Genomic DNA, 19544 nt, shown 5'->3' on the forward strand with positions numbered 1-19544 from the left:
GAGGACATTTACATATGGAAAAATTACTGGAAGTAAAAGATCTGAAGGTGTCTTTCTTTACAGACCTTGGAGAGACACAGGCAGTAAAAGGTGCTGGCTTTGCCATCGGTGAGGGGGATTTTTTCGGGATCGTAGGAGAGTCCGGAAGCGGAAAAAGTGTGACCACCAAATCCATTCTCCGTCTCGGACCATCCAACTGTAAGATCATGGGCGGTGAGATCCTGTTCCGGGGAGAAGATATCCTGAAGAAAAATGAAGCAGAGCTCCGTGAGATCCGCGGTGGTGAGATCGCCATGATCTTTCAGGATTCGCTTTCCGCACTGAATCCGGTTTACACTGTTGGCAATAAGATGGTAGAGCTGATCCGACGCCATACCAATATGAACAAAAAAGAAGCAAAGGCCCGGGTGCTGGAGCTTCTCACAGCCGTAGGCATCACAGACCCGGAAAAGGCTATGAACAGCTATCCCCACGAGCTTTCCGGCGGTATGCGCCAGCGTGTGATGATCGCCATGGCCATGAGCAGTGATCCGAAGGTCCTGATCGCCGATGAGCCGACCACAGCTCTGGACGTTACGATCCAGGCGCAGATCCTTCATCTTCTTCTGGAGCTTCAAAAAAAGAACAATATGAGCATCATCCTGATCACCCACGATCTGGGCGTCGTGGCGCAGACCTGTAAGCGGGTAGCTGTTATGTGTGGTGGCTACGTGGTGGAAGAGGGAACCGTAGAGGAAATTTTTCTTCATCCGGGACATCCCTATACACAGGCACTGATCGCAAGCATGCCGCGGGTGGGAGGTACTTTTGAACAGTTTCTGGAGAGAGATCTTTCGGATGGAAACGGTGATCTGTGTCCCTTCCTCAATCGCTGTAAATATGCGGACAAAACGTGTGAAGCCTGTCTTCCGAAATATTATGAGGCTTCAGAGGGACACAGGATATTCTGTCACAGAAGGGAGGAGAAGAGATGAGCAAGCCCTTAATTGAAGTAAAAGATCTGAAAGTATATTTTAAACAGAAATCTCCGAAGCTTCTGTCCTTTAAGCCGGGCATACTGAAGGCTGTGGATCAGGTAAGCTTTTCTATTGAAAAGGGAAAAACCTTCGGTCTGGTAGGAGAATCCGGAAGCGGAAAATCTACCATCGGAAAGGCAATTCTACGTTATCATAAACCCACAGGCGGTGAGATTTTTTATGAAGGAACAGAGATCGGAGCCATGGGGGAAAAAGAACTGCTTCCATACCGCAAAAAAATGCAGTCCGTTTTTCAGGATCCCTATTCCTCTCTGGACCCAAGCCATACAGTGCAGGATATCATCTGCGAGCCTATGGCGATCCATAAAATGTACACGCAGAAAGAACGCAAAGAGCGTGCAAAAGAACTGATCCGCGTGGTTGGCCTCAAAGAGCAGGATCTTCTGAAGTATCCTCATGAGTTCTCCGGCGGACAGCGTCAGAGGATTTCCATTGCAAGAGCACTTTCCGTACAGCCGGAATTTGTAGTCTGCGATGAGCCCATTTCTGCGCTGGATGTTTCCCTGCAGGCCCAGATCGTTCAGATGCTTCAGGATCTTCAGGAAAAGTACGGGCTGACCTATCTGTTCATCAGCCATCAGCTGCAGGTGGTCCAAAAGATCTGTGATGAGATCGGGGTGCTTTATCTTGGAAATCTCATGGAGATCGCAGATGCAGATAAGCTCTATTCCAATCCGCTGCATCCTTATACAAAAATGCTGATCTCCTCGATTCCGGTTCCGGACCCAAGAGTCAAAACTCTGGATCAGATCGTTACGGATACCGGAGTACAGTCCAGATCTATCGGGGGCTGCCGCTTCCATAACCGCTGTCCGTGGTGTGAGGAACGCTGCAGACAGGAAACCCCGGCACTTCGTCAGGTGGAGCCGGGACATATGGTAGCATGTCATAAATATCAGGAAAAGAAATAATCATAAAATACGGGAAGGTAAATAAAAAAGTGGACAAAAATATATATAAAAACTATCTGGCGATCCTCCGTGAGGAGATGATCCCGGCTATGGGATGTACAGAACCGATCGCTCTGGCCTATGGTGCGGCAAGAGCAAGAGAGATCCTTGGGAAAGAGCCGGAGCGTATCGTAGCAAAATGTTCCGGAAATATCATCAAAAATGTGCGTTGTGTGATCATTCCCAATTCAGGAGGCTTAAAGGGGATTCCTGCAGGTGTGATCCTTGGGGCGGTGGCAGGAGATGCCTCACTGAATATGGAAGTTCTTTCCAAAGTCGATGAAAAGGGCAGGGCACGCTGCCGGGAACTTCTGGAGGCAGATATCTGTAAGGTAGAGCTTCTGGATACGCCGGTGGTCCTTCACATTATCATCGAAATGTATGCTGGTGAAGATACCGTCAGCCTGGAGATCAAATACGACCATATCAACGTGACCAGGATCAGCAAAAACGGGGAAATCCTCCTTGATGCAGATAAAGCAGTGGAAGAAAAGGAAGAGACGGACCGCGGCCTGTTAAATCTGGAGGATATTCGGGAATTTGCAGATACCGTAGAGCTTTCCGATGTAAAGGAGCTTCTGGATGCGCAGATCAGAAGCAATATGGCCATTGCTCATGAGGGAATGACCGGAAAATACGGCCTGGGTATCGGGCGCGTGATCCGTGAAAATTATTCTCACGATATGCTCACCAGAATGAGAAGTCTTACTGCAGCGGCTTCTGAGGCACGTATGGGTGGCTGTGATATGCCGGTTGTCATCAATTCCGGAAGCGGAAATCAGGGAATTGCATGCTCTGTTCCGCTGATCGTCTATGCAAGAGAGATGGAGCTGCCGGATTACAGCCTCTACAGGGCTCTGGTGTTTTCCAATCTCCTCACAGTTTATCAGAAGCAATATATAGGGAAGCTGTCTGCCTTCTGCGGTGCGGTATCGGCCTCCTGTGCAGCCGGAGCTGCCATTACCTATATGGTAGGCGGAGATATTTCCCTGATCAAAAAAACGATCGAGAATACCCTCGCCAATATTCCGGGAATCATCTGTGATGGGGCCAAGATCTCCTGTGCTGCCAAGATCGCAGCCTGTCTTGACGCAGCCTTTCTGGCGCATCATCTTGCCATGAACGGGCAGTCTTATGCACCTTATACAGGAATTCTCCAGGAAGAAACCGCAGAGACCATCAGCTGTGTGGGACAGATCGGAAAAGACGGTATGAAGGAAACAGACAGAGAGATCCTCAAGATCATGCTGGAGCATTGATCCGTAGCGGAGAGGGCACAGATTAAACAGAAAAGGTTGGATTTATGGACAACGAATTAAGAATTGCAATACTGATCGATGCAGATAATGTATCAGACAAATACATCAAGATCATCGTGGATGAAGTGGCAAACATCGGCATAGCCACCTACAAACGGATCTATGGAGACTGGACCAGTGCACGGCTTTCCTCCTGGAAAAAGGTTCTTCTGGAGGATTCCATCATTCCTATCCAGCAGTACAGCTATACCACCGGAAAAAACGCCACCGATTCGGCGATGATCATTGATGCCATGGATATTCTGTATTCCGGAAATGTGGATGGATATTGTATTGTTTCTTCGGACAGTGATTTCACCCGTCTGGCAGCAAGACTCCGGGAATCCGGAATGCTGGTCCTGGGTATGGGAGAGGAGAAGACGCCGAAGCCGTTTATTTCCGCATGCAACCAGTTTAAATATCTGGATCTTCTCTATCGCAACCAACAGGAGGAAGAGAAGAAGGAAGATCTGGCTACTGCAGCAGAAGCTAAAAAATCTGGAAACAGCAGTAAACAGAGCAGCTCCGGCTCCAGGAAGAACAAAGATCTCAAGCGGGTGCGCAAGGCCATTAATGCCATCATCGAGAAATTTTCTGATGAAGAGGGATGGCTTTCCTCCGGACAGCTGGGCGACCAGCTTGGGAAACGACTTCCGGATTTTGATGTGCGTAATTACGGATATTCCAAGCTGACCCCCTTTATCAAATCTTTGGGAAATTATGAGACAGGCAGGATCCCCACAGGAAGCGGAGGGAGAAAGCAGATCTATTTCCGGATGAAGGAGGATAAACAATGAAGAATTATCTGGCACCTATGGAGGGCGTAACCAACTGGGTTTACCGGAATGCATATCATGACTGTTTTTATCCCATGGATAAATACTTTACTCCCTTCATCACTGCCAAACCCAATAAACGTCTCAGTAGCAAGGAGATCAAAGAGGTATCACCGGAAACCAACGGAGATCTTCCGGTGATCCCTCAGGTCCTGACCAACAATGCGGAGGATTTTGTGAAAACAGCTCATATCTTCCGGGATGAATACGGACACAGGGAAGTGAATCTCAATCTGGGATGCCCCTCGGGAACTGTCACAGCCAAGGGAAAGGGTGCCGGTTTCCTGGGCGAGCCGGATAAGCTGGAACGTTTTCTGGATGAGATCTTCGAAAAGACCGGGATGGAGATCTCCATAAAAACAAGAGTGGGAACGGATTACGAGGAAGACTGGGAACGGCTTCTTGAGATCTACGGCAGATATCCGCTGAAGGAGCTGATCATCCATCCACGCCTTCTGAAGGATCATTATAAGGGAGTTCCCAGATATGGACTGTATGAGGAGGCAAGGGAAAAGCTGAAGGTTCCCCTAGGATATAACGGGGATATTTTTTCAGTGGAGGCTTATCAGGAAATCCGGGAGAAATTTCCGGATGCAGACAGCGTCATGTACGGAAGAGGCCTGATCGCAAGGCCCTATCTTCTGGATGCCATTATGCAAAAAGAAGACGGAGAGGATCACCGGGAAGAATACCGAAAAAAGCTACGGCAGTTCCATGACCGTCTTTACCGGGATTATCAGGAATATCTTTCAGGAGAACGAAATGTACTTTTCCGCATGAAGGAATTGTGGAGTTATATGGCACTGGGCTTTACCAATTATGCCAGATATCTGAAAAAGATCAAAAAATCCCAGCATTTTGGTGACTATGAGGCAGCAGTTATGAGCCTTTTTGGAGAACAGGAGATCTTAAAGGTATGAACAGTATAAAAGAAAAATTTGATGAGTTTATTTCCCAGTATCCCATTTTTGAGTATCGTGTGCTGGATACCGGGGATATTAAAGTACAGTCACGTGTGCGTACGATCTGTAAACAGGAATGTGAACGTTATGGGAGCACATGGGCCTGTCCTCCGGCAGTGGGAGAGCTGTCAGAATGCGAAAAGAAGATCCGGAGCTATCCGAAAGCAGTTTTCTTTTCCAGCGTTGCGGAGGTATCGGATATCATGAACATGAAGGAGATGCTTTCCACAAGAATGGAACACGAAGCGCTTACAGAGAAGGTACGTGATTTTCTGGAGGGAGAGGGCTATGAGACCTTTACGCTTTCCACGGAATCCTGTGACTTCTGTGAACGCTGTGCCTATCTGGACGGAAAACCATGCCGTTTTCCGGAGCATATGCATCCATGTCTGGAAAGCTATGGCGTGGTAGTCAGTGAGATCGTAGAAAAGGAAGCTATGGAATACAATCTGGGTGGAAATACCATTCTCTGGTTTTCTATGGTGCTGATCCGCAGATAAAAGACAAAAAGCAGATACAGCGAAAGATACATAAGAAGAAATCCTCCGGCATAGATTAATGATAAAAGCCGGAGGATTTTTTTAATGAGAAAAATGTCAGCTTTTCTGGAGCTTCCCGGGGAACCGGCATTTCGGGAGGTGCAGGTGATACTTACGGGAAAACGCCGGGCAGTGATCGAAAATTACCGGAATATCCAGAGCTATACAAGGGAGGAGATCCTGATACTGACACCTTCCGGCAGACTTGTGATCCGTGGGAAAAACCTTGTGATCCCCTGCTACACAACCCTTGAACTATGTATCCGCGGGCAGATCGAAAGCATTACGCTGGAGGAGGGAAATAAGTAATGATCCCAGGTTTTGTGCGGGTTTCTGTTAAGGGGCAGCAGTGCCAGCGGTTTGTGAATCTGTGCAGAGGCAGGGAAATGGATCTGAAAAGGATCATCCGTACCGGTGAGACGGAGCTTCAGCTGACTATGAAGGTAGCGGATTTTCTGCAGATCTCGCCACTGCGGAGAAAAACAGGGGTACATATCCACATCCTGAAAAAAAGAGGGCCTTTGTTTTTTCTGCTTTTCTGTAAAAGAAGAAAAATGATCCCTGCAGGGTTTCTGGCAGTTTTCTGCCTCCTTTTTTTTCTGTCAGGCAGAGTGTGGAACGTTGAGATCCGGGGAAATATTTTAAATCCCACTCCCCAGCTGATGAGCTTTCTGAAAGAGCAGGGGGTCTGTTTCGGAGTATCCAGAAAGAAGATCAGCTGCAGTGCACTTGCAGCTTCCCTGCGAAGAGAATTTCCGGAGATCACCTGGGTGTCTGCCGGATTTTCGGGAACGGGCCTGCGTTTTGAGATCCGGGAGGGAACTGCCGGAGAAAAAGCAGAGCCGGAAGATAAATCCTGCAGTCTGTTTTCGACTCTGGACGGAGTGATCGATTCCATGGTCACACGGCAGGGAACTCCTCTTGTCAGGGCTGGGGATGAAATAAAAAAAGGCCAGGAACTGGTTTCCGGGATCGTGGATATCACAGATGACAGCCAGGAGGTCATCCGCTATGAGTATGTTCAGGCAGATGCGGATATTTACGTCTGTCATTCCATTGCCTATTACGATACCTTTCCGTTGGACATAGAGAAAAAGGTATGGCCCGGTAAAAATAAAACAACGTTTTTTTTTCAGCTTGGAAGCAGTTTCCTGGACCTTTCTTCTCCTCTGCAGCAAAATGAAGATCGTCTTATCTGTCGGGAATCTCTTTTCAGTACCGGGATCTTTCAGGTTCCTTTTTCCCTGGGAATCATCACTACCAGCAGGTTTGAGCTCCGAAAAGAAAGACTGACAGAGGATGCCGCCAAAAAACAGGCCATACAGAGGCTTTATGATTATGAAGAAAAATTAATAGAAAAAGGGGTTCAAATATCTGAAAATAATGTTAAAATAGAAATAAATCACCAGGACTGCGTCAGCAGAGGCACTCTTACCGTCATTGAAGGGACCGGAAGAGAAGCCCCCACAGAAAAAAAGACGCAGCCAAAAGAAAGGACACCAGAGGATGGCTAGCAGCATTATCGAATTATATGTGGATGTGCCGGCAGACCGCCAGGCGAATATTTTCGGACAGTTTGACGAGCATCTGAAGCTGATCGAACGTACTCTGAACGTAACCATGATCTTCCGTGACGGTTCTCTTAAGATTCTGGGAAGCCAGGAGGGAGCCACACAGGCCAGGGCAATCGTGGAGGAACTGAACACACTTGCGGGCAGAGGCAATACCATCACACAGCAGAATGTGAATTACGCACTTTCCCTTGCCATGGAGAAGATCGGCTCCGTGATGGAGGAGATCGACAAGGATTTTATCTGTAATACCATACAGGGCAGGCCGATCAAACCCAAGACCCTCGGACAGAAGGACTATGTGGAACAGATCCGTAAGAAGATGATCGTATTCGGTGTGGGACCTGCCGGAACCGGCAAAACCTATCTTGCCATGGCTATGGCAGTAACTGCTTTTCGCAATGAGGAGGTTTCCAGGATCATTCTTACCAGACCGGCAATTGAGGCAGGAGAGAAGCTGGGATTCCTTCCCGGCGATCTCCAGAGCAAGGTCGATCCCTATCTGCGTCCTCTTTATGACGCACTGTATCAGATCATGGGGGCAGACAGCTTTGCCAAAAACATGGGGAAGGGGCTCATCGAGGTTGCCCCTCTTGCCTATATGAGAGGACGTACACTGGATAATGCCTTTATCATCCTGGATGAGGCGCAGAATACCACACCTGCCCAGATGAAGATGTTCCTGACCAGGATCGGCTTCGGTTCCAAGGTGATCATCACAGGCGATGCATCCCAGAAGGACCTTCCCAGGGACGCCACGTCCGGTTTGGATGTGGCGATGAAGGTGCTGAAGAAGATCGATGACATCGGATTCTGTCAGCTGACCAGCAAGGATGTTGTACGTCATCCACTTGTACAGCAGATCGTGCAGGCCTATGACGATTATGAAAAAAAACAGAAGCCTGCCAAATCCAGGAAGGATGACAGGTATGCTGTGAAAAATAAGGAGTACAGAAGATGACCATAAATATCGAATATGAGACAGATCAGGAGTTAGGCATTGACTATGCTGCCCTTGCATCCCAGGTTGCGGACAAGGTTCTTGAAATGGAGAAATGCCCCTATGACGGACAGGTCAATCTTGTCCTGACAGACAACGAGGAGATTAAGAGGGTAAATACGGAATTCCGGAATATCCAGGCTCCTACGGATGTGCTGTCATTTCCTATGATCCCCTTTGAGACACCGGCGGATTATTCCGTTGTGGAAGAGGATGAGTCCTATTTTGATCTGGACAGTGATGAACTCCTTCTTGGAGATATCATGATCTCCGTGCCTAAGGTTTTTGCCCAGGCAGAGGAATACGGACATAGTGTGACAAGGGAATTCTGTTTCCTGGTGGCACACAGTATGCTGCATCTTCTGGGTTATGATCATATGACAGAGGATGAGGCGAAGGTCATGGAAGCCAAGCAGGCAGCGGCACTGAAGGAGCTGGGGATCAACCGCTAGACGGGCTGTCCCACGGAAAAGCTAAGCGGAAAACTCTTCCGCTTTAAGAAAAGGAGGTAATATATGAGAATGAAAAAGACAGGTATCCTGGCAGGTATCACAGCTGCATGCATCTGCATTGCCCAGACTGTTCCCGCTTTTGGAGCAGGGCAGGATCTGGTAGGCTTTGTCCCCAATGAGGAAAAGCAGGAAGAAACCCAGGTAAAGAGCTATCTTACCGGCGAAAATGTTCCGGAGAGCATTGGACGGAGAAGACCGGTTGCCGTGATGATGGGCAACAACAGTGTCGGAGCTCCGCAGAGTGGGATCGGACATGCCGGTGTTGTCTACGAAGCGCCGGTGGAAGGTAATATTACCCGTCTTATGGGCATTCTCGAAGATTACGATGAGCTGGAACGGATCGGTTCCGTTCGCAGCTGCCGTGACTATTATCTCTTTTATGCCAACGAATTTAATGCGATCTATGCCCACTACGGACAGGCTGCCTATGCACTGCCTTATCTGGAGCAGCATGTGATCGATAACCTCAACGGGATCCAGATCGGCAAGCTGGCTTTTTTCCGCACAACAGACAGGAAGGCACCTCACAATGCCTATACAGATGCCAGCCACCTTCAGGCAGGCATAGATGCTATGGGATACAGCCAGGAATATAAAGAAGAATATACCGGACATTATCTTTTTGCAGAAGATGGTACAGAGACTGTACCGGATGGGATCACAGCCAGCCTTGTGAAGCTGGATAATTTTACTGACAATCATCCGTGGTATGAATACGATGAAGAGACAAAGGAATATAAGAGATTCCAGTTTGGCAAGGAACATGTGGATCAGCTGGATAATGAACCGCTTACCTGCGACAATATCATCCTTCAGTATTCATCCTGCCCGGCCTACGATGGAAACGGCTATCTGAATATTGATGCCATTTCCGGCGGAGAGGGCAAGTTTATTACCAGAGGCAAAGCTATTGATATCCGCTGGGAGAAGGATTCTCCATGGGGGATCACGCATTATTACGACGGAAATGAACAGGAGATCCGCCTGAATCCGGGTACTACCTGGGTGGAGATCGTACAAAATGACAGGATTGATTCCGTTACTTATCAGTAAGACTAATATACAGGTATCAGGAGAAACAAAAAACATGAACGCAAATTACAGGGAACGACTGAAAGACAAGAAACGCATTGTTATCAAGATCGGATCATCATCACTGATCCACGCAGAAACAGGAAGACTGGATTTCCGTAAGCTGGAGATCCTGGCCAGAGAGCTCAGCGACCTTCACAATCAGGGGAAAGACGTAGTGCTGGTATCCTCCGGAGCTATTGCGGTAGGTGCAGCTGCACTGGGTATGAAGGGAAAGCCGGCAGAGCTTGAGAAAAAGCAGGCCTGTGCAGCTGTGGGTCAGGCCAGGCTAATGACCATTTATCAGAAGCTTTTCGGGGAATACAATCAGATGGTGGCACAGATCCTGATGACCAAGAATACCATGGTTAACAATACCAACCGCAGGAATGCCCAGAATACCTTCCAGCAGCTTCTGGCAGAAAAGGTGATCCCTATTGTAAATGAGAACGACTCGGTATCCTCCTACGAATTCCAGAACCTGGTAAAATTCGGAGACAACGATACCCTTTCCTCTGTGGTTGCTGCACTGATCGATGCGGATCTTCTGATCCTCATGTCCGATATTGACGGTCTTTTTACAGACGATCCCAATTCCAATCCGGATGCACAGTTTATCGACATTGTAGAAAACATGGATGACAATATGCGTAAGCTTGGCAAATCCTCCACAGGAAGCAATGTAGGCACCGGCGGAATGGCGACCAAGCTTACCGCTGCGATCATCGCCACTGCGGCAGGAGCGGACATGGTCATTGCCAACGGAAATGACTTCCACAACATCCACAGGATCGTGGAAGGCAGGAGCTGCGGAACATTATTTGTAGGAAACAAGAAGGAAGAATTCTTCCTCATTGATTATATCGAAAAACTGCTTTAAGGAGAATAACATTATGATGGACAATATCAAGATCGACAGGATCAACGCACTGGCACATAAACAGAAAAGTGTAGGTCTTACCGAGGAAGAAAAGGTGGAACAGGCGAAGCTTCGGAGAGAATATCTGGATGCAGTGAAAGGAAATCTCCGTGCGCATCTGAATAATATCGATATCAAAGAAAAGGATGGCAGCATCACCAATCTTGGAGAAAAATATGGAAGAAAAAAAGGAAATTAGAAAAAAGATCTTCAAAGCCAGAAAAGAACATACCGATGCCTGGATCCGGGAAAACAGTCTCCGGATCACAGAGGCCCTGACACAGCTTCCGGAATACCGGAATGCAGAACGGATCATGGCATACGCAGATTATAACCATGAAGTGATCACACGCTATATCATCGAGCAAGCCTGGAAAGACGGCAAGGAAGTGGCAGTGCCAAAGGTTTTCGGAAAGGATATGGTATTTTACAGACTGACCGATTTCAGTCAGCTGGAATCCGGCTACTTCGGGATCCCTGAGCCAAAGGAAGACGGAGAAACGGTTTCCTGGGAAGAAGCCATGATGGTCATGCCCGGGGTGGCTTTTGACGTGAATTGCAACCGGGTAGGCTATGGCGGCGGTTTTTATGACCGCTTTCTGGAAAAACATCCGGAGGTCTGCCGCGTTGCAGTAGGATTTTCCTTCCAGATTCTTCCGGAAGTTCCCACAGAGCCTACGGATATCCGTCCGCAGGTCATTGTGACGGAAGAGAATATATACCGCGATGCACAGTAAGATATTGCTGTAAAGACAGAAAGAAAGGTAGGAATATTTGGAAATGAATGAAATGCTTGAAAAATTGGGACAGAATGCGAAAGATGCGGAGACAGTCCTTCGAAATCTTTCCACAAATGACAAAAATAAAACCCTAGAAGCTGTGGCAAAGGCTCTTGTCGCTCATACCGATGAGATCCTGAAGGCCAATGCCCTGGATGTGGAAAACGGCAAAAAGAATCAGATGCCGGAAGGACTGATCGACCGTCTGATGCTGACACCGGAGAGGATCGAAGGAATGGCAGACGGACTTCGTCAGCTTACCGGTCTTGAAGATCCCATCGGGGAAGTTACCGGTATGAAAAAACGTCCCAACGGACTTCTGATCGGACAGAAACGTGTTCCATTAGGTGTGATCGGCATCATTTACGAAGCGCGTCCCAATGTTACCTCAGATGCATTCGGTCTTTGTTTCAAAACCGGAAATGTCGTGATCCTGAAGGGGGGAAGCGACGCAATTCATTCCAATACTGCCATTGTCAACTGTATCCGTGAGGCATTGAAGGCCTGCGGCATTATCGAGGATGCTATCCAGCTGATCCAGGATACCTCCAGAGAAACGGCTGCGGAATTTATGAAGCTGAACCGGTATGTGGATGTACTGATCCCACGTGGCGGAAGAGGACTGATCAAAGCAGTGGTAAACCAGAGTACGATCCCTGTCATCGAGACCGGAACCGGAAACTGCCATATCTATGTGGACGAAACTGCAGATCTTCAGATGGCAGCGGATATTGTGATCAATGCAAAGACCCAGCGTGTGGGCGTATGCAATGCATGCGAGTCCCTTCTTGTAAACCGTAAGGTGAAGGACGATTTCCTGCCGGTGCTGGCCGGACGCCTTAAGGAGAAGCATGTGGAGGTCCGTGCAGATGAAGCGGCAAAGGCTCTGATGCCGGGAGCAGTTCCTGCAACAGAAGAAGACTGGGGAACCGAATATCTTGACTATATTCTTTCTGTAAAGGTAGTGGATTCCGTGGAGGAAGCCATTGCACATATCAATAAATATAATACAAAGCATTCGGAGGCCATCATTACCAATGATTATACCCATGCCCAGAAATTCCTGGATGAGGTAGATGCAGCGGCAGTTTATGTGAACGCTTCTACCAGATTCACCGATGGAAACGAATTTGGATTCGGTGCGGAGATCGGGATCAGCACCCAGAAGCTCCATGCCAGAGGCCCAATGGGACTCCTTGCACTGACCACCACCAAGTATATCATTTATGGTAATGGACAGGTACGTCCGTAAGACAGATAAAGTAAAGCGGATTCTTTGGTCCGCTTTACTTTTTTGAAGTGTTGTGCTATACTTTTTTGTAATTGGATTTAAACAGACTAACTCATAACAGGAGGACTTATAAATGAAAAAAAAGCAGCTTTTTGCAGTCCTGCTTGCAGGTTCCATGACTGTTGGAATGGCACCTGCCACAGCGTTTGCCGCTGAAGATACCGGAGCGGTAACAGAGGCAGAAGCACCGACTGCAGACGAGAATACAGAAACACCAGATGACGGAGCGGCTGTGGATGACCAGTCACAGAGTGAAGCCGACGCCCAGGCAGAGGCAGAAGCCCAGGCAGCGGCTCAGGCTCAGGCGGAAGCAGAAGCCCAGGCAGCAGCCCAGGCCCAGGCAGAGGCAGAAGCCCAGGCAGCAGCCCAGGCCCAGGCGGAAGCAGAGGCACAGGCAGCAGCTCAGGCTCAGGCGGAAGAGGCGCAGCAGGAGCAGACGGAAACTGTAACAGGAACAACAGTAACCGATGAAGCTGGATTAGCAGCAGCTATTGCGGCAGCTCCTGTCATTGACATTAATAATGTTAATAAAGACAATCTTACGACGATCGTTATCAGTGGAACAGTTCAGATTACGACACCAGTAACGATTCCGAAAGATAAAGGTATTTTGATCGTTGGAAAAGATAATACATCCATGATACAGCGTGCAGCCAGCTTTACTGGTAATCTGTTTGACGTAAGCGGTGCACTTTATATGCTTGATAATAGCGATAGCACACTTGTTGTTGATGGTGGCTCTGTTAATGGTGTACCGGCAGCAGGATCTTTGATCCATGTAGCCAGTGGCGCAAAATTTTCAATGTCAACAGGTATCACGCTTACTAACAATAAGGTCGTAGCAGATGCAACAACAGCAGATACAACAGCTGCAGCTATTTTTAACGAAGGTGGAATCGTTCATATTTCAGGTGGTAAGATTGAGAATAACAGTTCAGATAAAGGTGCTGTCTATAGTACAGGAAAAGTTTTTATTGAGAAAATTAAAAATACAGCAGAAACAGAACCGGTTATTACTAATAACACAAAAGCGGATGGAACAACACCTGCCAATATCATTCTTGCTGGAGAAGGCCAGCTTGCTGTAAACAGTGCTATAGCAGATCCTCAGATTGGATTTTCTGTAGAAAATGCTGAAGAGAGGGTGCTGAATTCATCTGCGGTAATTGTAAAGGGTGAGGACTGTCCTGATAGTGATTATCCACAGGCACTTAGTGTACTGGCTGGAAAATATGAAGATGTTAATTATAAAGTTAATCCAGAGAATGGTCAGCTTGTTTCTAACAAACCAACAGTTAATATTGATATCCCTACAAGTGAAGAAGCAAATACTGTTTCTGTAACCTTCACATCTGATAAAGCAGGTACATATTTCTATAAATATGTTGCAAAAGGTGCGGAAGCTCCGACCATCGAGAAAGCTACAGAAGGTGGAACGGTTAAGGCAGGAGAAACCACTTCCCTGAAACTTACCAAGGTCACAGACAAGACTATTGACCTTTATATATGGGTAAAAGAAAGTGAAAGTGGTAACGACATTGTTGGTGAAGGTGTAAAGAAGGATATTGCAGTAACACAGGCACAGAAGCCAGTTGACCCGAAACCGGCAGCACCAAAGGTTAAAAAAATCAGTGCAGAAAGTAAAACTGCAACAACTGCAGAAGTAGTTCTTCAGTCCGATAAGAGTGGTACATGCTATTATAAATGGGTGGCAAAGGGAGCGGATAAACCTTCCATTAGCACCAAGAGCAGCAAGGTTGCTATCACCGCGAATGAAAAATGCAAGATTAATTTGAAAAATCTGAAAGGTGATGCGATTGATCTCTATGTACAGGTAGTAGCGAAAGATGGATCAAAGACAGCAGTGACCAAGATTGCAACTGTTACTTTGAAAAAAGAAACAGCTAAAACACCTGCGAAGATTTCCAATATAAGTTATAGGTGGAAAACTCATACATCCGCAAACGTAACTATGCGTTCAAATAAAGCTGGTCAGTATTATTATGCCTGGGTTATAAAGGGATCCGCAACTCCTAAAATTAATACTAAGGGAGATGGCACAAAGGTTTCTGCAAATAAAGATTTTACAATTAACCTGCAGAATTTGAATGCAGATAATGCAATTGATGTTTATGTAAGTATCAAAGGAACCGATGGAACCGTGAGCACACCAAAAAAAATAGCATTAGATGAAGCTAAACGTCCGGCGAATGTCAGGGGGCTTTGCTTCAAATGGACCAGTCATACATCTGCGACAGCAGAGTTTTTAACCAGTAAATCAGGTAAATTGTATTATGCATGGACAATTCGGGATAAAGATGGAAATTCAGATATACCGGACATCTATAATTCCGGGAATTCTATAGAAACTGGTGCAGATAGTAAAATTTCAATTTATCTTAATAATCTTGATCCGGATAATGCAATTGACCTTTATGTTCGTTTTAAAGAGGATAATGGAATAGAGACAATTCCGTTGAAGGTAAGTCTTAAAGAAGAGAACCGTCCTGTAGAAGGACATGATCCTAAACTTTATAAAGCTTCTGAAAGTAAGGTATATGACTTAGAAAATCCTCTAGAATTTTATCCAAATACATTTTATAAATTTAGGGTAGTTGGTGCAGGAACAGATAATGATAATCCGGGAGAACAGGATGTTAAATGGGTTCCTCTCTATTGGAGTACATCTGCTAATCCTAGTGATAGTCAGAAACATAGTGCATGGAAGATTGGTTCCGGCAAGGGAATCAACAAAGACGCTACATACAACCTGTACGTATTCTTCCAGAAATACATCTACACCGGTGGTCAGTGGCAGGAGACAGACACCATTGAATCCGCAGTATATCAGTTTAGATCTGCAAAACTAACACCTACCGGAACTCCGGGAGCAGACGGTACATATGGTACCGGCGGCCAGACAGGTTCTGATCCGGATGCAACCATAACAGGAGAGGCATCTGCAACATCCTCCAATGGAGGCAACGGAACCAGATCTAAGAATGCAGTATCAACAGCCGATAACTCACCGATCGGAACCATGTCCGCACTGGCAGTGGCATCCCTTCTTGCAGGTGGATATGTGATCGTGAGAAGAAGAAAAAAGGATATCTAAACGCACAATAGCCAAAATAGCATAACAAATAAAAAAATCACCGGTTTTCCGAAAGAACAGGAAAGCCGGTGATTTTTTTGTAAAGATAAATTTACAGATTTTTTTTCTTATAGATAAACCAGGAAGCTGCAATGCTGAATGCAATTAGATAGACTGTCAGGATCAGGACACTGAGGTAATTGACTCCACCGCCGGAAGCAATGGTACGGATCAGATGACTGGTCTGTGACAGTGGAAGAGCAGCTACAAAATTCCCAAGAAAGCCCGGGATCTTCTCTGTAGAGAAGAAGGTGTTGCACAAAAAAGCCATTGGCATAATGATATAATTGGAAAAACGAGGTACATCCGCATGGTTTTTGGCAAGGAAAGAAACCACAACACCGATGGCTGAAAATACAGCACCGTTGAGGAACATCACCAGCAATGACCATCCGTTGAACACAAGACCGGTTCCGATCGGCATGGTCAGAAGAAGGATGATTCCTCCTGCATAAAGCCCGCGGAGACTGCCTCCGATGATCTGTCCGGCAATAAACTGCCACAGAGGTGTCGGAGATATCATAACCTGGTCAAAGGCTTTCTCATAAAGACGCTGCACATTCAGATTCTGTGCGATAGCATTAAAGCTTCCGTTCATTGTAGTCAATGAAACCACACCAGGGATCAGGAAATTCAGATAAGGCTCCCCATGTGAGGAGGTCTGGATCCCCATTCCAAAAACGATCAGATACATCAGCGGTGCGATCATGGCCGCCAGCGTGATCTTATAGAAATCCCTTCGGAACTCCACCCATTTTTCCCATAAAATAGTAAGTATTCCCATGATAATTCATCGTCCATTCTGTTAAATTATAAGATAACTGTGGCTGACGCCGGCTTATCGCTGCATCAGATGCCTGCCTGCGCGCTCCACAAAAACATCCTCCAGAGTCGTCTCCCGAAGGGTGCACTGTCCGTCCAGAGAGGACAGAAAAGAGATGGCCTCTTCCCGGCTGTGGAAGTAGTGGCTTTTTGCCCCTTCCGGTGTTTCCTGATCTACGGTGTATTTGCCCAGGCCGTCGATCAGGCCCGATGGAGTATTGATCTCCTCCAGCTTTCCGTGATCCATAAGTGCTACCCGGTTGCAGAGAGACTGTGCCTCTTCCATATAGTGGGTTGTCAGAAGAATGGTCAGATTTTTTCCGTTCAGCTGACGGAGAAGATTCCACATCTGTCGTCTGGATAGCGCGTCCATGCCTGCAGTGGGCTCGTCCAGAAGAAGGATCTCCGGACTTGTGAGAAGTGCCCGGCATACCATAAGCTTTCGTTTCATACCACCGGAAAGCTTCCTTACAGTCCGCTTGCGGAAGGGAAGAAGTCCGCAGAAATCCAGAAGCTCTTCGGTTTTCCGTTTGATCTCTTTTCGTGGCATGAAATAAAGACGGCCCTGATATTCCATGATCTCGTCCATGTTCATATCCTGGCGCATGGAATATTCCTGCGTGATCACGCTAATCTTGCGCTTCAGATCCGGTCGGTTGCGTCCAAGTGTCTGCCCGTCAATGAGGATTTCGCCCTCTGTGGGCAGGAGCAGAGTGGAAAGCAGACTGATCGTGGTGGTCTTTCCGGCACCGTTGGGTCCCAGCAGACCAAAAAATTCGCCGGTTTCTATGCGAAGATCCAGAGAATCCACAGCCGTAAAACTGTCGAATTTTTTTGTGAGATTTTTTGTTTCGATCATCTCTGTTCATTTCCTTTCGTTTGTATGCAAATTTCACTCTATTATACTGGAAAAGAAGAGACATTTCAACAACTCTGAGATGTTCTTTACAGAAAAGGAGCGTTGTGCTATAGTGATACGAAGGAAAAACAGAAAACGGAGAGAGAACCATGAAACACAAGATGAGAATAATAATGCTGATTCTTCTGACTATGCTGCTGCTATGCCCGATACAGGTTCTGGCTGCAGGTGGAGAGAACGCAGTGAAGACAGATCTGGAGGACGGAGAATATTCCATACAGGTGGAGCTGGAAGGCGGAAGCGGAAAGGCCAGCGTTTCTTCCCCTACATTGATGCTGGTAAAGGATGGGAAGATGTATGCACGGCTCCAGTGGAGCAGCTCCAACTATGATTATATGATCGTAGATGGGGAAAAATATCTCAATGAGAGTGAGGAAGGCAGAAATTCTGTTTTTACTGTCCCGGTAACTGCCCTGGATGATAAGATGGAAGTGATCGCAGATACACTGGCCATGGGCGCCCCCCATGAGATCGATTATACGCTGACCTTTTATGAGGCTTCTATTGGCTCCAAGGGCCAGCTTCCTCAGGAGGCAGCGAAAAGAGTGGTTGCAGTTGCGCTGGTGATCATCATCGGCGGCGGTATCCTGAATTATTTTGTAAACAAAAGGAATCGGTGTTAAACCGGTTCTTTTTTTATGCTCTTTCGCATAATATACATAATAATGAACATGTATAAAGACGGAAGGAAGGGAACATCATGGATACAGTACAGGATAAAACCTACGAAGCGATTTATTATTCACTGTGGGAGGCAGCCAGGCGTTACAGCAGCTTTACACAGTTTCGGGTGATTGGAAAAAGCCACGATGACCGGATGATCCCTATGCTGGAGATCGGACAGGGAGATGCCTGTATTTTCTGTGTGGCCGGTTTTTCCGGAACGGATGGACAGATGACGGACAGGCTTACCAGGATGGCACTGGAGCTTTGCAGAATATATGAATGCAACTGGACCGTGGACGAGCTTTATGAGGTAAAAAAGCTCCTGGATCAGACCAGGCTTTGTATCATACCGGTGGTCAATCCGGATGGATATGAGATCTGCCGGAAGGGATACAATACTGTGCGAAATCCCATTTTCCGTCAAATGCTGAAAATGCAGGATGTTCCCTGCGATGAATTCGAGGGGAATGCAAGAGGAATGGATACTGCAAGGAATTTTCCAACCACCTTCTGCAGCAGAAAAAAGATCCATCAGCAGCCTGCCAGTGAAAATGAGACACGTGCACTGATCCGGATCTTTCAGGAATACGGAGGACGTGGCCTGCTGGTTTTCTGCGGATATGGAAAAAAGGTGGTTTATTATCGGCGGGATCAGAATTTTTCCACAGGTCAGAGATGCTACCGTCTTGCACGTCACTTAAAAAAATGTACCAGGGGAAAGCTGGAGCAGCTGGCAATAGAACGAGAAGCGCAGAACGGGCGAAGGAGCACAGGCAGGCCGGAGCAGTATTACGGAGAAATGATCCGCCAGCCGGCTTTCCGGATCGAATTGCCGGTAAATTCCGGAAATAAAGAAGAGGAAGAACGGGAAATCCGTGATCTGATGCTGCTTCCATTAGAATATATTTACTCTCTGGTACAGCTGTAAGAAAATTTGTGTTGTGAGGATGCAGGGTCTGTCAGCTTATGAAAAATAAGGTGACAGACATACCCGCTGAGAAACCCGTGTCGAATCCTGTCGGACGAATTTGATTGACTTCCGGATCTACGGACCCTATAATAATATCATCTGAAACAAATCTTTTTTAATAAATGTAGCAGGAATCCCTTTACCTCTGTATGTGATGAGAGGAACTGCACATCTGAGCATATCTGCTCGAATAATTTCCATTCAGTATTTTTGCTGTATTATTATTTTGATCATGCTTGTCCTCGCTT

General features: G+C 46.9%; 20 protein-coding genes. 18 read left to right on the forward strand and 2 right to left on the reverse strand.

All coding sequences use genetic code 11. The features are described from left to right. Positions 1-14 precede the first annotated feature (14 nt). The 16 genes from LKD46_RS07995 to LKD46_RS08070 all read left to right on the forward strand — a co-directional run bounded on the left by LKD46_RS07995 (position 15) and on the right by LKD46_RS08070 (position 15880). Positions 15-974, forward strand: coding sequence for an ABC transporter ATP-binding protein (locus LKD46_RS07995; RefSeq protein ID WP_118513443.1), 960 nt, complete (start codon positions 15-17; stop codon positions 972-974). Continuing rightward, complete coding sequence (locus LKD46_RS08000) at positions 971-1948, forward strand: ABC transporter ATP-binding protein (protein ID WP_021650544.1); 978 nt, start codon at positions 971-973, stop codon at positions 1946-1948. The genes LKD46_RS07995 and LKD46_RS08000 overlap by 4 nt, the downstream gene beginning before the upstream one ends. A gap of 77 nt (positions 1949-2025) precedes the next feature. Beyond that, complete coding sequence (locus LKD46_RS08005; RefSeq protein ID WP_173758753.1) at positions 2026-3246, forward strand: L-cysteine desulfidase family protein; 1221 nt, start codon at positions 2026-2028, stop codon at positions 3244-3246. A 44-nt stretch (positions 3247-3290) separates the two neighbouring features. Beyond that, positions 3291-4082, forward strand: coding sequence for an NYN domain-containing protein (locus tag LKD46_RS08010; RefSeq protein ID WP_022426781.1), 792 nt, complete (start codon positions 3291-3293; stop codon positions 4080-4082). Beyond that, positions 4079-5041, forward strand: coding sequence for a tRNA dihydrouridine synthase (locus tag LKD46_RS08015; RefSeq protein WP_227574001.1), 963 nt, complete (start codon positions 4079-4081; stop codon positions 5039-5041). The genes LKD46_RS08010 and LKD46_RS08015 overlap by 4 nt, the downstream gene beginning before the upstream one ends. Beyond that, entirely contained in the window at positions 5038-5583 is a 546-nt protein-coding gene (locus tag LKD46_RS08020) for a DUF2284 domain-containing protein (RefSeq protein ID WP_015524841.1), read from the forward strand. The genes LKD46_RS08015 and LKD46_RS08020 overlap by 4 nt, the downstream gene beginning before the upstream one ends. Before the next feature lie 84 nt (positions 5584-5667). Continuing rightward, positions 5668-5931, forward strand: a complete 264-nt coding sequence (locus LKD46_RS08025; RefSeq protein ID WP_021650540.1) for a YabP/YqfC family sporulation protein — start codon at positions 5668-5670, stop codon at positions 5929-5931. Beyond that, positions 5931-7136 carry a sporulation protein YqfD gene (locus tag LKD46_RS08030; RefSeq protein WP_227574002.1) on the forward strand — a complete coding sequence of 402 codons (1206 nt, stop codon included), beginning with the start codon at positions 5931-5933 and terminating at the stop codon, positions 7134-7136. The genes LKD46_RS08025 and LKD46_RS08030 overlap by 1 nt, the downstream gene beginning before the upstream one ends. Beyond that, the gene (locus LKD46_RS08035; protein WP_227574003.1) at positions 7129-8154 is read left to right on the forward strand and encodes a PhoH family protein; all 1026 of its coding nucleotides are present in this window, start codon (positions 7129-7131) and stop codon (positions 8152-8154) included. Before LKD46_RS08030 ends, LKD46_RS08035 begins: the two co-directional genes overlap by 8 nt. Next, positions 8151-8645, forward strand: coding sequence for an rRNA maturation RNase YbeY (gene ybeY, locus LKD46_RS08040; protein ID WP_015524845.1), 495 nt, complete (start codon positions 8151-8153; stop codon positions 8643-8645). The genes LKD46_RS08035 and ybeY overlap by 4 nt, the downstream gene beginning before the upstream one ends. A gap of 63 nt (positions 8646-8708) precedes the next feature. Then, a complete protein-coding gene (locus tag LKD46_RS08045; RefSeq protein ID WP_021650536.1) occupies positions 8709-9758 on the forward strand; it encodes a DUF3048 domain-containing protein in 1050 nt (349 codons plus the stop codon). Positions 9759-9792: 34 nt separating this feature from the next. Further along, on the forward strand, positions 9793-10656 hold the full coding sequence (gene proB / locus LKD46_RS08050) for a glutamate 5-kinase (RefSeq protein ID WP_044960851.1): 864 nt from the start codon (positions 9793-9795) through the stop codon (positions 10654-10656). A gap of 16 nt (positions 10657-10672) precedes the next feature. Next, positions 10673-10894, forward strand: coding sequence for a DUF896 domain-containing protein (locus tag LKD46_RS08055; protein ID WP_044960849.1), 222 nt, complete (start codon positions 10673-10675; stop codon positions 10892-10894). After that, complete coding sequence (locus LKD46_RS08060) at positions 10872-11432, forward strand: 5-formyltetrahydrofolate cyclo-ligase (protein WP_022426775.1); 561 nt, start codon at positions 10872-10874, stop codon at positions 11430-11432. The genes LKD46_RS08055 and LKD46_RS08060 overlap by 23 nt, the downstream gene beginning before the upstream one ends. A gap of 43 nt (positions 11433-11475) precedes the next feature. Further along, positions 11476-12726, forward strand: a complete 1251-nt coding sequence (locus LKD46_RS08065) for a glutamate-5-semialdehyde dehydrogenase (protein WP_092072715.1) — start codon at positions 11476-11478, stop codon at positions 12724-12726. Positions 12727-12838: 112 nt separating this feature from the next. Next, positions 12839-15880: a hypothetical protein gene (locus LKD46_RS08070; RefSeq protein WP_227574004.1), complete on the forward strand. Its 3042-nt coding sequence runs from the start codon at positions 12839-12841 to the stop codon at positions 15878-15880. Positions 15881-15971: 91 nt separating this feature from the next. Here LKD46_RS08070 and LKD46_RS08075 read toward each other — a convergent pair whose 3' ends face one another. Both LKD46_RS08075 and LKD46_RS08080 read right to left on the reverse strand, forming a co-directional pair. Next, entirely contained in the window at positions 15972-16703 is a 732-nt protein-coding gene (locus LKD46_RS08075) for an ABC transporter permease (RefSeq protein WP_021650531.1), read from the reverse strand. A gap of 54 nt (positions 16704-16757) precedes the next feature. After that, positions 16758-17600: an ABC transporter ATP-binding protein gene (locus LKD46_RS08080; RefSeq protein WP_021650530.1), complete on the reverse strand. Its 843-nt coding sequence runs from the start codon at positions 17598-17600 to the stop codon at positions 16758-16760. Between the two features lie 149 nt (positions 17601-17749). Between LKD46_RS08080 and LKD46_RS08085 the strand changes: the two genes are divergently transcribed. Further along, a complete protein-coding gene (locus tag LKD46_RS08085; protein WP_227574005.1) occupies positions 17750-18283 on the forward strand; it encodes a hypothetical protein in 534 nt (177 codons plus the stop codon). Between the two features lie 77 nt (positions 18284-18360). Further along, positions 18361-19254, forward strand: coding sequence for a M14 family zinc carboxypeptidase (locus tag LKD46_RS08090; RefSeq protein WP_015524854.1), 894 nt, complete (start codon positions 18361-18363; stop codon positions 19252-19254). The last annotated feature ends 290 nt before the right edge of the window (positions 19255-19544 follow it).

Source organism: Blautia fusiformis (assembly GCF_020686995.1).
Taxonomy (GTDB): Bacteria; Bacillota; Clostridia; order Lachnospirales; family Lachnospiraceae; genus Blautia_A; species Blautia_A fusiformis.